The following is a 14,844-nucleotide window of genomic DNA, read 5'->3' as shown; positions in this document are numbered from 1 at the left end:
ATTTCTGAGAGAAATCGCGACTACTCCGCAGCCCCCGCCGCCTCCGCCGCCGTACGCGCGTCCACCGCCGCGAAGTCCGGCTCGCGCCGTTCCGCGAACGCGGTCAGCGCCTCGCGGTTCGCCGGTCCCCCCAGCAACAGCCTGAAAGCATCGTTTTCACGCGCCCGCGCCTCCGCGATCCGGTCGCCGAGCGCCGCGAGCAGCACGCGCTTCGACTCGACGAGCGACGCCACCGACTTCGCCGCCAGCACACGCGCGTGCCGCAGCGTCTCGGCCATCAGCTCGTCCGGCGGGCACGCCTTGAAAGCGAGACCCATCTCGACGCACTCCTCGGCGCCGATCCACTCCGAGCTCAGCAGCACCCACGCCGCCTTCTGCCGCCCGATCAGCGCGGGGAAGGTGACGCTGCTGGCCGCCTCGGGCGCGACCCCGAGAGAGGTGAACGGGCACTTGATGCGGGCGTCCGACGCCATGAAGACCAGGTCGGCGAACCCGATGATCGTCGCGCCGATGCCGAGCCCGAGCCCGTTCACGGCGAGGATCAGCGGCTTCGGGAACGCCGCGAGCTGGTCGACCATGCCGGGGAAGCCGTGCTTGCCGTTCGCGAACGTTCCGGAGTTGCGCTGCGCCATCTCGACCAGGTCGGTCCCGGCGGAGAACGCCCGCCCGGTGCCGGTGATGACGACGACCGCGACGGCCGGATCGGCGGCGGCGTCGATAAGCGCCTCGCAGGTCGCGTCGTACAGCGCCTCGTTGAACGCGTTGAGCGCCTCGGGCCGGTCGAGGGTCAGGACGCGGACCCGGTCGGTGTCCTCGATGCGGATCATGCGGCACCCTCCTCGTTCGTCCGCCCCCGTCGGACGGTGATCGGCAGGAAACCTGTCTTTGCTGGTCAAGTCAAGCGCCGGATCCGCCGGTTCACGCGCGCGTAACCGGGCCGTCACCGGGGAAGGTCCACGACGCGCCGATATGCACCTGTGGATCACTTTCGCTGAGTTCGCTCTTGGTTTGCTCAGTTCGATCACCGACAGGGGAGGAGCCGTCGTGGAGTTCGACGTCGTCGTGGAGATCCCGGCCGGGTGCCGGAACAAGTACGAGATGGACCCGCACACCGGCCGCATCAGGCTCGACCGCATGCTCTTCACGTCGACCGCGTACCCCGTGGACTACGGATTCGTCGCCGAGACCATGGGCGGGGACGGCGACCCCCTCGACGCGCTCGTCCTGCTCGACGAGCCCACCTTCCCCGGCTGCCGGGTGCGCTGCCGCGCCCTGGGGATGTACATCATGCGGGACGAGAAGGGCCCCGACGAGAAGGTGCTGTGCGTCCCGGCGCACGACGTGCGGCGCGCCTCGATGCTCGACATCGCCGACGTCCCGCGCCACCAGCTCAACGAGATCGCGCACTTCTTCGACGTCTACAAGGACCTCGAGCCCGGCAAGTCCGTCGACGGCTCGCACTGGGAGGGGCGCGACGAGGCCGAGAAGGAGGTCGTCGCGGCCCGCGAGCGCGCCGACCGGGCCGATCGCGTCCTGCCGTTCGAAGGACGCGCCGACCACCGCTGACACTGCGGCATGCGGGCGCCCCGAGGCCGCGCGGGCGCCATGCGCCCGCGCGGCCACGGAAGAGGATTTCGTCGCGTGTCAGCGCGAAGCGACAGCCTGGGCAATCGGTTGCCACCCGCTGTCCCGGGCAATGTCGAGCGCCTGCTGCGGGGCCAGTGGGAGTGTCGTGCGTGTGGGCGACGAGTCCACGTCGAGGCGACCGTTGGCGTAGTTGACGGTGACCACCGCGCTCCCGTACTTCACGGCGACGCCGTCGAGCCGCAGCCCGCTTGCGGCCTTAAAGGACGACACGGCGATCTGCGTGCCGTCGGCAAGCACGCTGCAGGTGACCGTGTCCGCCTCCTTCGTCCACGATCCCGTGGGGGTGGGGCACTCGAACAGGTCCCGCTTCCGGACGTTCGCCTCGACTTCGACGATGCCGTTACCGGTGTCCCAGGACAACCGCGCGACGACGTCCTCCGCGGTGTATCCGAGCGCGCCCATCCGGCTTGTGGTCCCGGTCGACGGAAGCAGCTGCCCCAGCAGCGTGAAGGACTGGTCGGCGAGAGGGTTGGCGACGGGAGTGGTGGGCCGACCGGGCGGCTGCACCGCTCCGCTGATCGGCGGTGGCGTGGGCGCTCCGCTGATCGGTGATGCGGCGGGGGTCCCGGAACTCGGGGGCACAGTCGGTACGCCGGCCCCGCTTCCGCTGTGGACGGACTGCGCGGAACCCGCCGCGCCAAGGGTCGAGACCATCACCGCCGACGCCGCGACCACCGCCAACACGCCCGCGCCTGAAGCGGTTTGCAGCCACACCCGGCGGCTCCGCCGACGCCACCCGCCGTTCGCTGCACGCGCGGCGACCCCGGCGGGCAACGGGACCTCCACGGCCTCGAGTTCGCGGTTCAGCTGCTCGCGGAACCGAATCTCGCTGTCCACGCATCGTCTCCTTCTTCGAAAGTCTCTGCCGTGCGTCTCAGTTGGGCGAGCGGGTGAGCACATCGGGGTCGCCGAGCCGGTCGCGCAGCCGGGCAAGCCCTCGCGAGCCCGTGGACTTGACCGCCGACACGCTGACGCCCAGCAGCTCGGCGGTGTCCTCGATGCTGTAGTCGTCCCAGTAACGGAGGATCAACACCGCTCGGTCGCGCGGACCGAGCTCCCGCAGCGCCGCCAGCAGCGTGAGCCGCAGGTCGGCATCGCCCCGGTCGGGCGCCGGAGAGAACTCGAGGTCGACCGGCTCGACGCCCGGCACCTCGGCGAAGCTCTTGCGGCGCCGCCGGTCGAGGTACGCGTTGACCAGGACCCGCTTGGCGTACGCCTCGGGGTTCCCCGTCCGCTCGACCTTGCGCCACGCGACGTAGACCTTCTCGAGGGCGATCTGCATCAGGTCCTCCGCCAGATGCCAGTCGCCGCAAAGCAGGTACGCCGTGCGCCTGAGCCGCCCGGCGATGGCCTCCACGAAATCCGTGAAACCGTCCGGATCCCTCCTGCGCCACACCATCCGCAACCCCGTTCGCTCGTCGCCGCGCGTCCTTCGCCGGATAAGACGCACCGAAGCGCCGCCCGCGTCGCAGTCGGGGCGGGAATGGTTAGTTGAATCATGAACTAAATGGGGTTAGTCTCGTGAAAGGAGACCGACGCAACCGTCAGCACCGCCCGAGGAGCACGCCATGCCCGTCACCCGCCTCAACCACGCCGTGATGTACGTGCGCGACGTCGAGCGCAGCGTCGCCTTCTACGCGGACGTGCTCGGCTTCCGCACGGTGATGGCGTTCCCCGGCGCGGCGTTCCTCCAGGCGTCCGGCAGCACCAACGACCACGACCTCGGCCTGTTCCAGATCGGCTCGGCCGCCGCCGACTCCGGCGCCGGACGCTCCACCGTCGGCCTCTACCACCTCGCGTGGGAGGTCGACACCCTCGACGAACTCGAGCGCATCGGCACCAAGCTCGCCGAAGCCGACGCCCTCGTCGGCGCCGGCGACCACGGCACCACCAAGGCGCTCTACGCCAAGGACCCCGACGGACTCGAGTTCGAGGTCAGCTGGCTGCTCCCCGCCGACCTCATCACCGAGGACGTGATCAAGGAGGCCCGCTCCAAGCCCACCCAGCCGCTCAACCTCGGACGCGAGAAGGAGCGCTACGGCGGCCAGACCAAGGGCGGCCTCGGCATCTCCATCCCCGTCGCCCAGGCCTGACCCGGGCGTGAACACGGCAGCGGCCGGTCCCGGTACGGAACGCCGTACCGGGACCGGCCGCTGTTGACAGTGTTGTCAGCGAGTCAGCGCGTCAGCGCCCCAACGCGTCAGCCGGCCGCGGGCGGGTTCGGCTTGAGGACCGCGAACACCGCACCGAACGGGTCGGCGTACCAGGCGATCCGGCCCACGTCCGGCACCTCGTCGGCGGGCATGAGCACACTGCCGCCGGCGGCCTCGACCTTCGCCGACAGGGCGTCCGGGTCCTCCGAGTAGAAGTACGGCGTCCAGCTCGACGGCTGCCCCTCGGCCATCACGGGCGCGATTCCGCCGAAGCCGTCCGTCTGCGGGTTGCCGCTGCTCTCGGACGGGGACACGACGATGTACTGCATCCCCGGCGCGTCCATGACCTCGGAGCGCCAGCCGTACACCGCCTTGTAGAAGTCGAGCGCGGCCTGCGGGTCCGTCGAGTGCAGCTCCACCCACAGCAGCGTGTTCGGCTCACACGCCACGTCCACGCCCGCCACGTCGCCCGGCTGCCACGTCGAGAACTCGGCACCGGTCGGGTCGGTCAGACACGCCATCCGCCCCGCGGTCATGACGTCGAACGGCGGCACCCTGACCGAACCGCCGGCCTTCTCAACGCTCGCCGTCGCGTCCTCCGCGCTCGGAGACGTGAAGTACACCGTCCACGCGGGGGTCGCGCCCTCCTCGGTCAACGGCCCGATCGCGGCCAGCGTCTTGCCGCCGACCTGGAAGAACCCGTAGTTCCCGGCCTCGGGGCCGAGCGACTGGAACGACCACCCGAAGATCGCGTTGTAGAACGCCACGTGGGCGTCGATGTCGGGGCTGCCGAGGTCGATCCAGTTGGCGATACCGGTCGGGAAGTTCGGGGGAGTGATCATGTCGGCGTTCCTTCCGCAGGGGGATGGGCACAGCCGTTCCTGTGGTGTCGTGGGCGCGGCGTAGTGCCCCGAACGCGGACAGTGTTGCACCGCGACCAGACATTTGTGCGAAGCACGGGCAAACAGCGGCGGCGTGTCGGCCGGATGCAGTAACGCCCGACGACACGGGCCCCCGCGGGCGGGACGGCGTAGGCACCGGTCAACGCGCGCTGGAGCCGCTGACCGCCACGTGCATCGCCTGAAGCTCGCGTATCGCGGCCGGAAGATCGCAGTCCCCGGGATCCGCGACGGCGTCCTCCCAGTGGAAGTACATCTGGTCCGACCTGGTCCACGCCAGCAGGTCGACGATCCGCGTGAACGCCGACGGGGCGAACGACGGAACGAGATCCTCGTCCGCGCACTCGAGGCTGTCGGTGGTGCGCAACGTCCGCCCCGCCAGCAACCGCAACCAAGCGGCCGCCGCGTAGGCCGATTGCGACACGAGGTGCCGCTCCGGGTCCTGGTCCTCGGAGTAGCACAGACCCACCTCGGTCAACCGCTCATGCACCGCGTCGACGTCGACCGGCTCTCCCGCGGCGGCCTTGCGCAGTTCACGCACCGCGTCCGGGGTCGACAGCGGCGGGTCGTCGCTCAACTCCTCGGTCGCCCGCTCAACGCGGTCGAGCACGGGAGCCAGCAGACGGTACAGGCGGTCCAACCGGTCCCGACGATCCAGCCCTCCCACGAACTCGTCGATGACTGCAAGCACTTCGTCGTATGTCATGTCCGCCACGCAGGTATGGATAGCACGCGGCTCTGTCAGGATCTCGGTATGTCAGGACGGGCACTGAGCTTCGGGGCGATGGCGGCGGCGTACGAACGGTTCCGGCCGGGGTACCCCGAGGAACTCTTCGAACAGGTGGCGGCGTACGCGGGCCGGCCCCTCCGGACCGCCCTCGAGATCGGCGCCGGGACCGGCAAGGCCACCCGCCTGTTCGCCCGACGGGGGGTCGCCGTCACGGCGATCGAACCCGACGCCGCCATGCTCGCCGAACTGCGCAAGCACGTGCCCGCGAGCGTCAGGACGCTACAGGCGCTGTTCGAGGACGTACGCCCGGGCGAGACGTACGGGCTGGTGTACGCGGCGGCGGCATTGCACTGGACCGACCCGGACGGCCGCTGGCCGCGTGTGGCCGCGCTGCTCGAACCGGGCGGCGTGTTCGCCTGCTTCGGCGCGCCCACGAATCTGTCCGACCCGGCCCTGGTCGAAGCCGTCCGCGAGGCCCGGGCGCCGTTCCTGGAGAGCGACGAGGTCCCGTCCCCGGACGGGACCCCTCCGGGCCAGGAGATGCGGTGGCCAGGTACGGAGCTCCTACGGTCCGACTGGTTCACGGACGTGCGGCAGGCCAAGATCGAGCGGGCCTTCACGATGAGCGGCCGCGACTACGTCGCGCACCTCTCGACGGTCTCGGCCTACCTGATGTTGCCGGACGCCGAGCGGGAGGAGGCGTTCAGGCGGATCGCGGACGTGCTTCCTGAGACGGTCGACATCACGTCCAACATCACGGTCCATCTCGCCCGCCGGAGCGCGGAGGCGCACGCCGGCGCGAATTCGCAGTAGGCGTGCTCCCGTTGGTGTGAGCGATTTTCGGACTCGTGGCTCGAACATGCGGTCCCCGACCTAGCCTGACCAGACAGATGGCTGTTGTTGAACGGGTTGGGGGCGAGCAGGTGACGGACGACGACACTTACAGCACCGCGGACTTCTTCCACGCGATCGGTCGACAGATCAAAGTGCTGAGGGAACGGGCCGGGTTCTCGCAGAAGGAACTGGCCAGCCGGGTTGGATACAGCGAGGAACAGATCTCGTCCATCGAGATCGGACGCCGGACGCCGCAACCGGACCTGCTGGAGGTGCTAGACGAGTTGCTGGATGCGGGTGGGCTCCTGAAAACCGTGATTCCAGATGTGGTGAAGGCCAAGGAACGGCCTCGGGTACGGCATCCGGACTGGTTCAAGGACTACGCGGAGCTGGAAGCGAAGGCTGTCGAACTGTGTGAGTTCAGCACTCTCGCGATTCCTGGCCAGATGCAGACGGAAGCGTACGCGCGAGCGGTGTTCACGAACCGGCGTCCCATCCTGGACGAAGAGACCGTTGAGATGCGCGTGCAGGCGAGGTTGGCGCGCCAGGAGATGTTCTCGAAGTGGCCGCCGGTGTTGCTCTCCGTGGTGCTTTGGGAGCCGGTGCTGCGCCAGCCGATCGGGGGCCGGGAGGTCCAGCGTGAGCAGCTGCAACGACTGCTGGAACTCGGATCGCTGCGCAGCGTCGAAATTCAGGTGTTACCAAGCTCGTGTGAAGCGCATGCAGGCATGAACGGGCCGTTCACGTTGCTGACCGTTCAAGGGCGGTCGCAGATGGCGTACTTTGAGGTACAGCACCTCAATCGACTGATCACGAACACCGAGGAAGTCCGCGTCGTCGCCGCAAAGTACGGCAGCCTCCGAGCCGAGGCGCTGACGCGGCGTGAGTCTGCGGGGCTCATCAAGCGCCTGTTGGGAGAGCTATGAGCGACTGGGTCAAGAGCAGTCACAGCGGCGACGAAGGCGGCACCTGCGTCGAGATCGCCTGGGCCAAGAGTACCCACAGCGGCGACGAAGGCGGCCACTGTGTCGAAGTCGCCGCCTCCGCCCCCACCACCCTCGTCCGCGACTCCAAGCGTCCGTCCGGCCCGCGGCTCACGTTCAGCCGCGGGGCCTGGACGGACTTCCTCGGCTGTCAGACGCCTGCGCGGTAGGTGAAGCGGCCCGCCACGAGCGTTGCCGCCACCGGGAGTTGGGCCACGTCGTCCGGCGTGACCCTCGTCGGGTCGTCGGCGAACACGGTCAGGTCGGCGTGGTAACCCGCCTTCACCTGGCCCGCGTACGTCGACTCGCCCGCGGCGTAGGCAGCTTCCGTCGTGTAGCCGGCCAACGCCTGGCCCGCGCTGACGGCCTGTTCGGGGCCGTACGCGGCGCGGCTGGGTTCGCCCGCGGGACGTCGGAGTTGTGCCCCGGCCAGGGTGCGGCGGGGGTCGAACGCGGCGACCGGCCAGTCCGATCCGAGGGCGACGTGGCCGCCGGCCCGCAGGATGTCCCCGTACCGCCAGGCCAGCGCGCAGCGTTCCGGCCCGACCCGGGTCGACCAGTTGTCCGAGTGGTCGGGCAGGGACCAGTCCATGTGGGTCGGCTGCATCGACGCGACGACGTCCAGCGCGGCGAACCGGCCGATCTCGGCGTCCTGCAGGACCTCGGCGTGCTCGACGCGGTGGCGGGTGCCGTGCGGCGCCGGGACGTGCGCGTACGTGTCCAGCGTGTGGGCGACGGCCTTGTCACCGATGGCGTGCGTCCACGCCGGGAGCCCGTTCGCGGCCGCGATCGCGACCGCGTCCGCGTACCGGGTCACGTCCTTCCACTGCGAACGGTGCGACTGGCCGCAGCAGTCGGGCTCGTGCAGCCAGGCGCCGCCTCCGTCTATGGCGCCGTCGGCGAAGAACTTCACCGCGGCGAGCCGCAGTAGGCCGTCGCCGACCGCGGCGCGGAGCTCGCTGATCCGCTGGGCGAGGTTGTCCACCGCGCCCGGCGGGCACCACGGCGCCCACCGGACCCGCATGCCGAGCCGTCCCGAGGTGTTCAGGGCGGTGAGTGTCTCGGCGGTTCCGGGCCCGTCGTCGAGGACGTGGACGCCGGTCACGCCCAGCGCGGCCTGCTGTGCGAACAACTCCTCGACGCGCGCGGCCAGTTCGGCGCCGTCCATCGGCGGGACGGCCGAGTGGCCGAGCGACGTTGCGGCCTGCTCGTGGAGTTCGCCGGTCGGGCCGCGGTCGTCGCACACGATCTCGGCGCGGTCCTCGAACTCGCGGGGCCCGGTGATGCCGGCGCGGCGCAGGCCCTCCGTGCTCATCAGGGCGCTGTGCGCGTCCGACATCCACAGGAACGCGGGGCGCCCGCCGACGGCTTCGTCGATCAGGTCCCGGTGCAGGCCGACGCCGGTTCCGGCGAACGCGCCGTACTCGCCGCCGTACCCGACGACCCAGCCGTCGGGCCCGAGCGTGTCGGCGTGGGCGGCGAGCCGGACCCGCAGTTCGTCGAGGGTGTCGGCGCCCACGAGGTCGGCGCCACGGGCCATCTCCGAGCCGAGCACCGGGTGTTGGTGGCAGTCGATGAGGCCGGGGGTGACGGTGTGCCCGGCGGCCCGCACCACCTCGGTGCGGGCGCCAATGTGCGGGCGGACGTCGGCGTCGTCGCCGACCGCGAGGATCCGGCCGTCGCGGACGGCGACGGCGGTCGCGACCGGGCGCGCGGGGTCCTGGGTGAGGACGCGGGCGTCGACGATGACGAGGTCCGCCGCGAGGCTGGTGCTGGTGTCGGTGCTGCTGCTCATGCGGTGCGGTTCAGCTTCCGGTCGGGGCGGGCGTGGTCTGGTGCGGGTCGGCGGCCGCGGCGGCGCGTTCGGCGTCCGCGGTCCGCGCGGCGGCCTCGAGGGCGCGGTGCGGGCGGGCGGCGGCCAGGTAGGCGAGGCCGGTGCCGAGCACCAGGACGACGCCGATGACGGCCGCCCACACCTGGTAGGCCGGGGCGTCCGGCGGGGCGAGCAGGGTGCGGGGCCACGCGATGTTGACGAACTCGAACGCGAGCCACAGCACCGCGGCGATGTTGACCACCAGGCCGAACCGCCCGAGCCGGATGCCCGCCGGCACCCATGTGCCGCGGATCCGGGCGACCAGTGCCGCGAACGCGATGGCGAGGAACGTCAGGTAGAGGGCGGCGCTGCCGAAGGTGATGATGCTGCCTATCGCGGACGCCTCCAGGCCGAGCAGCAGCGCGAGGCAGCTGACCACCAGGTCGACGGCCAGCGCGGCGAGCGGCACCTGGCGGCGGTTGACCTTGCCGAGCGTCCGGGACGCGGGCAGGACGCCGTCGCGCGCCATCGAGTACAGCGCTCGCGCGCCGCCTCCCTGTGAAGCCAGTTCACAGGCGATGAACGCGATGATCACGACGACGATGAACGGCTTGGCGGACCAGTCGCCGAACGACGCGACGACGGCGGTGGTCACAGGGTCGAGGTCCGAGCCGGTCATGATCGTGGTGGGGTCGGGGTGCGCGAGGTCGACGGCGACCGCGTTGAGGATGACCAGGCCGCCGACGCTGAGAAAGGCCCACCACAGCGCGCGCGGCACCTGCCGGGCCGCGCCGACGGTCTCCTCGGCCATCGCCACACACGCGTCGAACCCGACGAAAGCCCATCCCGCGACGGCCAGCGCGGCCAGGAACGCGAGCGGCTTGGAGCCGCCGGACAGCGCCTCGGCGCCGAACGTGTCCGTGAGGATCGAGAACCCGTGCTCGCGGAAGAGCAGCAGCAAACCGACGCCGACCAGCACGGACGCCACGGCCTCGGCGGCGATGCCGAGGTCGACGACGCGCTTGAGCACGTCGATACCGTACGCGTTGATCAGTGCACACACGGCGAGGAACACCGCCGCCACGGCGACGACCTTGGCGGGCGTGGGCGTCCAGCCGAACAGCGCGAAGAACCACGGCGAGGCCAGGTAGGCGATCGTCGTGTGGGCGAAGAACAGCGCGCACACGGTGATCCAGCCGACGATCCAGGCGTACTTGGGCCCGATCAGCCGGCGCGTCCACTGGTAGGCGCCGCCGGCGACGGGAAAGTCCGCGGCGAGCTCGGCGTACACGCACACGACGAGGGCCTGGAGCAGGAACACCACGGGCAGCGCCCACACCCACGCGGGCCCGGCGACGACGACGCCGACCTGGACGACCGCGTACAGCCCGACGACGGGGGACACGGTCGCGAAGCCCATCGCGATGTTGCCGAAGACGCTGAGGCTGCGCTTGAGCTCCTGTTTGTAGCCGAGGCTCTCGAGGTGCGCGGCGTCGGCGTCCACGGCGGTCCCGGCGGCGGCGCCGGCGGCGTCGGCGGGTCTGCGGGGCGGGGGCGTGGCCATGGGACCTCCCTGACGGCATAAAACTTACTTAGTTAGTTTCTGTGGCGGAGACTGTACTGGCCGACCCCCGCCACGGGAACCCCCGGATTCGCCCGGATCCGGCGCGATGTGCACTCCGGCCCCGGCAGTGCGAGGGCATAGGCTCGCGACACCGGGTGGGGTGACGCGGTGCACAGGACGGGACTGGAGAGACGATGGGCAGGCCGACGAACCCGCTGCTGAGCCGCGACGCGATCGCCGCGGCCGCGCTCGACCTCACCGCGGAGGAAGGCGCCGACGCGCTCACCATCCGCGCGATCGCGGCGCGCCTGGGCGTACGCGGCCCGTCGCTCTACAACCACGTCAGCTCGAAGGACGACCTGCTCGACGCGATGTCCGCGCTCATCAGCCGCGAACTCGACAGCTCCGCACTGGAGTCCGCCGACTGGCGCGCCGGACTCACCGCGTACGCGCGCAGCTACCGCCGCGTGTTCCTACGGCACCACGGCATCCTGCCCGTCATCGCCCGCCGCCCCGTGCAGACCGCCGAGGCACTCAGCGGCTACGACGCACTCGCCCGCGCCCTGCTCCGCCTCGGCTGCAAACCCGCCGAGGCCGCCGAACTCTCCGCCGCCCTCGACTACTTGGTGATCGGCTCGGTCCTCGAGACCTACACCGCCGGCTTCAGCCGCCCCCCGAACGCCTACCGCACCGACTTCCCGGCCCTCGCCGAAACCCTCGGCGCCTCCGCCACGACCACCCCCGGCGGCCTCCCCGGCCTCGACGAACGCGGCTTCGAACGCGGACTGGCCCTGCTGCTCGACGGCCTCGAACTACGCCTGACCCGCACCAGCGCCTGACCGGCCGGTGGCAGCACCCCGTACTCGGCGGGCCCGGCCGTGTCGCCGCCGACGGCTACGCTCCCGGCCCGGGAGGGGAGGCCATGCCCGAGCGAGAGAGCGCGCCTTCGAGCGCACGTCAGGCGGTGTTCCGCATCGGCGACGACGAGACGTGGGTCGCGCTGACCCGCGTCGAGGCCGGATCGTGGCAAGTGGCCGCCGACGCAGGGGTGTTCACGGCGGATTTCCAGGCCTGGTTCAGTGACGACGAAGCCCTGGACTTCGCTGAGCGATTCCTCGCCATGGTTGATACGCCGGGCCGCCCGTGGGCGAGCCTGGTGGTGAGCGAAGGGCGGGGCAACCCGCTCAAGATCTCGCTCTATCCGGTGGGGGACTACTGCGCGCCCTATGTCTTCCTGACGCCCAACGGGCACGACGACGCGTGGTCGATGAGCATGGAGCTCGGTCCGTACCCGGCCGACGAGCTCTACCTTGCCGCGGCGCGGCTCCGCGACGCGCTCGATTAGTTCCGCCGCCGGCGGCGTTGCGGGAGCCGGTGCCGGGACGTGGCGAAGGCCGGGGCCGCCGCGTGTGCGTCGGGTGCCCGGCCTTTGCCGTGTGCGGTGCCTCGTTTCAATCCGCGGTGCCGCGAGGTGGCGCGGCCTGTCAGCGGGTTCGGCCTACCAGCCGGACGGCACGAAGTCGTAGCAGGGGCCGGTGCCGGGCCCGACGCTGCGGTAGTTCTCCAGCAGGAGCATGTGCCCCGTGTGGGGGCCGACGATCCCGTCGACCTGCGTGTCCCCCATGCTGTACCACGACCTCAAGTACTCCTGGTACTCCCTGACGCGGCGCTCGGTCTTCGGGCCCCAGTACCCGTCCTCCGCGAGGGGAGGGCTGAGCGGCGCCCAGCTGTTGTTGAGGAGGTGCTGGACGCACCACACCGGCGTACCTGACGTGGTGTAGGCCCAGCCGATCCACGGGGCGTTCGGGGAGGCGTTAGCCGTTCCGCCGGAGATGCCGACCGCCATGGCGATCGCGGCGACCAACACGCCGAGCCGCGTGGCGTACTGCTTGATCATGGGGAACCTTTCGACGTTCCTGGGCAGTTGGCGCTTCAGCGCCGGACGGTCTGCCCATCGCAACAGCCCATGATCAACAGCGGTGTGTCGCGTGAATACCCGAACTGCCCCACACGGGTCGGGGGTCAACCGCGTCGGGGACCCACGTGGCAGGGGTCAACCGGGCGGACGGTCCCCTCGCTCTCCCGCGTTTGCCGTCGGTTGCCGGGCTTGCGCCGCGTCGGACTTCGGCTGGTCGGTGCCATAGCACGCAGGCGTCAGCGTTCACCCCAGTCGTCGGCGAGGCGTGCCACCAAAGCGCCGTGACGCGGGATCAGGTCACTGCCGAAGCGCGTCGAGGGCCCGACCACCACGAGCGCGGCGACCGGTGTGCCGTCCTCGGCGCGCAGTGCCGCGCCGACCGCGCGGGTGCCGTCGGCTACCTCGTTGTCGTTCAGTCCCCACCCCCGGTACCGGGTGATCCGCAGGACCTCGTCGGTGAGTTCGGGATCGACGCGGCGCCACGGTTCGAGCCGCTCCTCGGGCAGTCGGGACGCGATCGCGCGCAGGGCCGAACTCGACTTCGCCGGCATCGCCGAGCCGACGGGGACGGCGACGCGCAGCGTGTGCCTGCTCTCGGCGGCGTCGGCGATCATGAGCCGGTCGCCGTCCGGGACCACCAGCATCGCGGTCTCCCCGGTCGCGTCGCGCGCGGCCTCCAGGAACGGGCGGGCGCTCTCCCTGAGCGACGCCGACGCGGGCTCGCGCAGGACGGAGACGAGCCCCGGCGCGAGGTACCAGCGGCCGTCACCGGTGCGCCGCAGCCAACCGGCGGAGTGCAGGGTCACCGCGAGCCGGTGGACGGCGCTCTTGTCGATCCCCGTGCTCCGCGCGAGGTCGCTGACGCCGGCCGGCTGCTGCCGGGCCAGCTCCTCGAGGAGCAGGCAGGCGTTCTTTACCGACTGGATTTCCTTGACCGAGGACACGCGACGCTCCTAGCATCACTAAGAAACACAGTCATGTTACATAGTAACACAGACGAGGAGTGTCGCCTTGGGCGCCGACACCACCGGAACCGGCCTCCCCTGGGTCGAGGCGATCGCGGATTCCTTCCCCCACCACGCGTTCAGCGCGTTCCACACCACCCGCCTCCCCGCGCTCAACGCCGAACGCCGCGACATGGTCGCCGACGACCTCGCGGGCGTGCCGCCGCTGGCGTTCCGCGTTCCGGACGGCCGCACGTACACCTGGATCGCGGGCCCCGACGGGGTCCGGGCCGTCGAGGGCGACGCGGACGCGGCAACGCTGGTCGAGCTCGACGAGGCCACGTTTTCCGAGTACGTCAACGAGCTCCTGACCGCCAACGGCTGCGTCCGGACCCAGCGCGCCGAGATCGTCCGCGGCGGTTTGGAGGGCTGGAAGCGCTGGGAGCCTGCCACGCGCGCCCTGCTGACGGGTCGTCCGATCTACACCGGCGCCGTGTGGGACACCCTGGTCGACCGCGACGGCGCACCACTCGACCTGCACCGCAGCTTCCCGGCCGACGGGGACCGCGAGGAGATACGGCACTTCCTCGACACCGCGGGCTTCGTGCACATCAAGGGCGTCTACGACGCGGCGGAGATCGCACAGTTCGGCGCGGAGGTCGAGTACGTGCGGTCCCAAACCACGCCCGGGGACGGCCTTTCGTGGTGGTCGGTGAACAGCGACGGCGACGAGGTCGTCACCCGGATCAACTACCTCGGCCGCCACTCCGATGTGCTGCAGCAGCTGTGCTTCGAGCCCCGGATGACCGAACTCGCCCGCCTGGCCGACCCCGCGTACCGGGTCTGCGACGACCGGCTCGACGGGCCGATGGTGTTCGTCAAGTCGTCCAACGTCGTCAAGGGCAGCGGCGACCTGGGCTGGCACACCGACGACGGCATCGGCGGCCACCCCGTCCTGTGCCCGCTGATCCAGGCCGGCATCCAACTCGACCACGCCAACCCCGCCAACGGGCAGCTGATGGTCCTGGCCGGCTCGCACCGCTACGTCAACCACTGGCTGAGCTGGGGCGACGAGGGCGACCTGCCCGTCGTCCGCATCGAGACCGAACCCGGCGACCTCACCCTGCACTTCGGCGACATCATGCACAGCACCCCGCCGCCGACCGGCCCCGCCGCCGGGCGCCGCGCGCTGTACTACAAGTTCTCCGAGCAGAAGACGTTCGACTGGGTGCCGTCCGGCTGCCACTACAACGACGCCCTCTTCCACGCCGACAAGGCCGGAAGAATCGGCGCCCGCGCCACGACCCACTAGGCCGATTCCCTCGGATCAGCTGATCGCTGGGTGATCTGCGGGGGTGA

Annotated in this window: 17 protein-coding genes; 8 read left to right on the top strand and 9 right to left on the bottom strand. The window is 70.7% G+C overall.

All coding sequences use genetic code 11. The features are described 5' to 3' along the window. Positions 1 to 20: 20 nt before the first annotated feature. Entirely contained in the window at positions 21 to 827 is an 807-nt protein-coding gene (locus QI554_RS07705) for an enoyl-CoA hydratase/isomerase family protein (RefSeq protein WP_281467308.1), read from the bottom strand. A gap of 217 nt (positions 828 to 1,044) precedes the next feature. Here QI554_RS07705 and QI554_RS07700 point away from each other — a divergent pair, with 217 nt between their 5' ends. Next, positions 1,045 to 1,566 carry an inorganic diphosphatase gene (locus QI554_RS07700; protein ID WP_281467306.1) on the top strand — a complete coding sequence of 174 codons (522 nt, stop codon included), beginning with the start codon at positions 1,045 to 1,047 and terminating at the stop codon, positions 1,564 to 1,566. Between the two features lie 78 nt (positions 1,567 to 1,644). On the opposite strand, the gene QI554_RS07695 is transcribed toward QI554_RS07700, so the two are convergent. Both QI554_RS07695 and QI554_RS07690 read right to left on the bottom strand, forming a co-directional pair. Next, positions 1,645 to 2,484 (bottom strand): hypothetical protein, encoded by an 840-nt coding sequence (locus QI554_RS07695; RefSeq protein ID WP_281467304.1) that lies wholly within the window; start codon positions 2,482 to 2,484, stop codon positions 1,645 to 1,647. A gap of 37 nt (positions 2,485 to 2,521) precedes the next feature. Further along, a complete protein-coding gene (locus tag QI554_RS07690; RefSeq protein WP_281467302.1) occupies positions 2,522 to 3,046 on the bottom strand; it encodes a SigE family RNA polymerase sigma factor in 525 nt (174 codons plus the stop codon). A gap of 169 nt (positions 3,047 to 3,215) precedes the next feature. Between QI554_RS07690 and QI554_RS07685 the strand changes: the two genes are divergently transcribed. Next, entirely contained in the window at positions 3,216 to 3,740 is a 525-nt protein-coding gene (locus QI554_RS07685; RefSeq protein WP_281467300.1) for a VOC family protein, read from the top strand. 107 nt (positions 3,741 to 3,847) lie between these two features. Here QI554_RS07685 and QI554_RS07680 read toward each other — a convergent pair whose 3' ends face one another. Together QI554_RS07680 and QI554_RS07675 are read right to left on the bottom strand one after the other, a co-directional pair. Further along, on the bottom strand, positions 3,848 to 4,642 hold the full coding sequence (locus QI554_RS07680; protein WP_281467298.1) for a VOC family protein: 795 nt from the start codon (positions 4,640 to 4,642) through the stop codon (positions 3,848 to 3,850). A 199-nt stretch (positions 4,643 to 4,841) separates the two neighbouring features. Continuing rightward, entirely contained in the window at positions 4,842 to 5,405 is a 564-nt protein-coding gene (locus QI554_RS07675) for a hypothetical protein (protein WP_281467445.1), read from the bottom strand. 48 nt (positions 5,406 to 5,453) lie between these two features. Here QI554_RS07675 and QI554_RS07670 point away from each other — a divergent pair, with 48 nt between their 5' ends. The 3 genes from QI554_RS07670 to QI554_RS07660 all read left to right on the top strand — a co-directional run bounded on the left by QI554_RS07670 (position 5,454) and on the right by QI554_RS07660 (position 7,416). Further along, entirely contained in the window at positions 5,454 to 6,242 is a 789-nt protein-coding gene (locus QI554_RS07670) for a class I SAM-dependent methyltransferase (protein WP_281467296.1), read from the top strand. Positions 6,243 to 6,319: 77 nt separating this feature from the next. Further along, positions 6,320 to 7,189: a helix-turn-helix domain-containing protein gene (locus tag QI554_RS07665; RefSeq protein WP_281467294.1), complete on the top strand. Its 870-nt coding sequence runs from the start codon at positions 6,320 to 6,322 to the stop codon at positions 7,187 to 7,189. Continuing rightward, positions 7,186 to 7,416, top strand: a complete 231-nt coding sequence (locus tag QI554_RS07660; RefSeq protein WP_281467292.1) for a DUF397 domain-containing protein — start codon at positions 7,186 to 7,188, stop codon at positions 7,414 to 7,416. Before QI554_RS07665 ends, QI554_RS07660 begins: the two co-directional genes overlap by 4 nt. Here the strand turns inward: QI554_RS07660 and QI554_RS07655 are convergent. Together QI554_RS07655 and QI554_RS07650 are read right to left on the bottom strand one after the other, a co-directional pair. Beyond that, positions 7,398 to 9,041: an amidohydrolase gene (locus tag QI554_RS07655; protein ID WP_281467290.1), complete on the bottom strand. Its 1,644-nt coding sequence runs from the start codon at positions 9,039 to 9,041 to the stop codon at positions 7,398 to 7,400. The two genes, QI554_RS07660 and QI554_RS07655, sit on opposite strands and share 19 nt — an antisense overlap. Positions 9,042 to 9,051: 10 nt before the next feature. Continuing rightward, positions 9,052 to 10,623 (bottom strand): APC family permease, encoded by a 1,572-nt coding sequence (locus QI554_RS07650; RefSeq protein ID WP_281467288.1) that lies wholly within the window; start codon positions 10,621 to 10,623, stop codon positions 9,052 to 9,054. A 194-nt stretch (positions 10,624 to 10,817) separates the two neighbouring features. Between QI554_RS07650 and QI554_RS07645 the strand changes: the two genes are divergently transcribed. Together QI554_RS07645 and QI554_RS07640 are read left to right on the top strand one after the other, a co-directional pair. Next, a complete protein-coding gene (locus tag QI554_RS07645; RefSeq protein WP_281467286.1) occupies positions 10,818 to 11,462 on the top strand; it encodes a TetR/AcrR family transcriptional regulator in 645 nt (214 codons plus the stop codon). Positions 11,463 to 11,545: 83 nt separating this feature from the next. Then, positions 11,546 to 11,968, top strand: a complete 423-nt coding sequence (locus QI554_RS07640; RefSeq protein WP_281467284.1) for a hypothetical protein — start codon at positions 11,546 to 11,548, stop codon at positions 11,966 to 11,968. 153 nt (positions 11,969 to 12,121) lie between these two features. Here QI554_RS07640 and QI554_RS07635 read toward each other — a convergent pair whose 3' ends face one another. Together QI554_RS07635 and QI554_RS07630 are read right to left on the bottom strand one after the other, a co-directional pair. Next, positions 12,122 to 12,520: a peptidoglycan-binding domain-containing protein gene (locus QI554_RS07635; RefSeq protein ID WP_281467282.1), complete on the bottom strand. Its 399-nt coding sequence runs from the start codon at positions 12,518 to 12,520 to the stop codon at positions 12,122 to 12,124. Positions 12,521 to 12,777: 257 nt separating this feature from the next. Continuing rightward, positions 12,778 to 13,485 carry an IclR family transcriptional regulator gene (locus tag QI554_RS07630; RefSeq protein WP_281467280.1) on the bottom strand — a complete coding sequence of 236 codons (708 nt, stop codon included), beginning with the start codon at positions 13,483 to 13,485 and terminating at the stop codon, positions 12,778 to 12,780. 67 nt (positions 13,486 to 13,552) lie between these two features. On the opposite strand from QI554_RS07630, the gene QI554_RS07625 reads away from it, so the two are divergent. Next, positions 13,553 to 14,797 (top strand): phytanoyl-CoA dioxygenase family protein, encoded by a 1,245-nt coding sequence (locus QI554_RS07625; RefSeq protein ID WP_281467277.1) that lies wholly within the window; start codon positions 13,553 to 13,555, stop codon positions 14,795 to 14,797. Positions 14,798 to 14,844: the final 47 nt, after the last annotated feature.

Origin of the sequence: Yinghuangia seranimata (assembly GCF_029953285.1) — a bacterium.
GTDB lineage: Bacteria > Actinomycetota > Actinomycetes > Streptomycetales > Streptomycetaceae > Yinghuangia > Yinghuangia seranimata.
This window is presented reverse-complemented; position numbering and strand designations above follow the sequence as displayed.

What these genes read in the sequence shown, in the direction of transcription:
- QI554_RS07680 (WP_281467298.1), bottom strand. Translation starts at nt 4,642, where the DNA reads ATGATCACTCCCCCGAACTTCCCGACCGGTATCGCCAACTGGATCGAC.
- QI554_RS07670 (WP_281467296.1), top strand. Translation starts at nt 5,454, where the DNA reads ATGTCAGGACGGGCACTGAGCTTCGGGGCGATGGCGGCGGCGTACGAA.
- QI554_RS07675 (WP_281467445.1), bottom strand. Translation starts at nt 5,405, where the DNA reads ATGACATACGACGAAGTGCTTGCAGTCATCGACGAGTTCGTGGGAGGG.
- QI554_RS07640 (WP_281467284.1), top strand. Translation starts at nt 11,546, where the DNA reads ATGCCCGAGCGAGAGAGCGCGCCTTCGAGCGCACGTCAGGCGGTGTTC.
- QI554_RS07665 (WP_281467294.1), top strand. Translation starts at nt 6,320, where the DNA reads ATGGCTGTTGTTGAACGGGTTGGGGGCGAGCAGGTGACGGACGACGAC.
- QI554_RS07660 (WP_281467292.1), top strand. Translation starts at nt 7,186, where the DNA reads ATGAGCGACTGGGTCAAGAGCAGTCACAGCGGCGACGAAGGCGGCACC.
- QI554_RS07705 (WP_281467308.1), bottom strand. Translation starts at nt 827, where the DNA reads ATGATCCGCATCGAGGACACCGACCGGGTCCGCGTCCTGACCCTCGAC.
- QI554_RS07685 (WP_281467300.1), top strand. Translation starts at nt 3,216, where the DNA reads ATGCCCGTCACCCGCCTCAACCACGCCGTGATGTACGTGCGCGACGTC.
- QI554_RS07655 (WP_281467290.1), bottom strand. Translation starts at nt 9,041, where the DNA reads ATGAGCAGCAGCACCGACACCAGCACCAGCCTCGCGGCGGACCTCGTC.
- QI554_RS07645 (WP_281467286.1), top strand. Translation starts at nt 10,818, where the DNA reads ATGGGCAGGCCGACGAACCCGCTGCTGAGCCGCGACGCGATCGCCGCG.
- QI554_RS07635 (WP_281467282.1), bottom strand. Translation starts at nt 12,520, where the DNA reads ATGATCAAGCAGTACGCCACGCGGCTCGGCGTGTTGGTCGCCGCGATC.
- QI554_RS07690 (WP_281467302.1), bottom strand. Translation starts at nt 3,046, where the DNA reads ATGGTGTGGCGCAGGAGGGATCCGGACGGTTTCACGGATTTCGTGGAG.
- QI554_RS07650 (WP_281467288.1), bottom strand. Translation starts at nt 10,623, where the DNA reads ATGGCCACGCCCCCGCCCCGCAGACCCGCCGACGCCGCCGGCGCCGCC.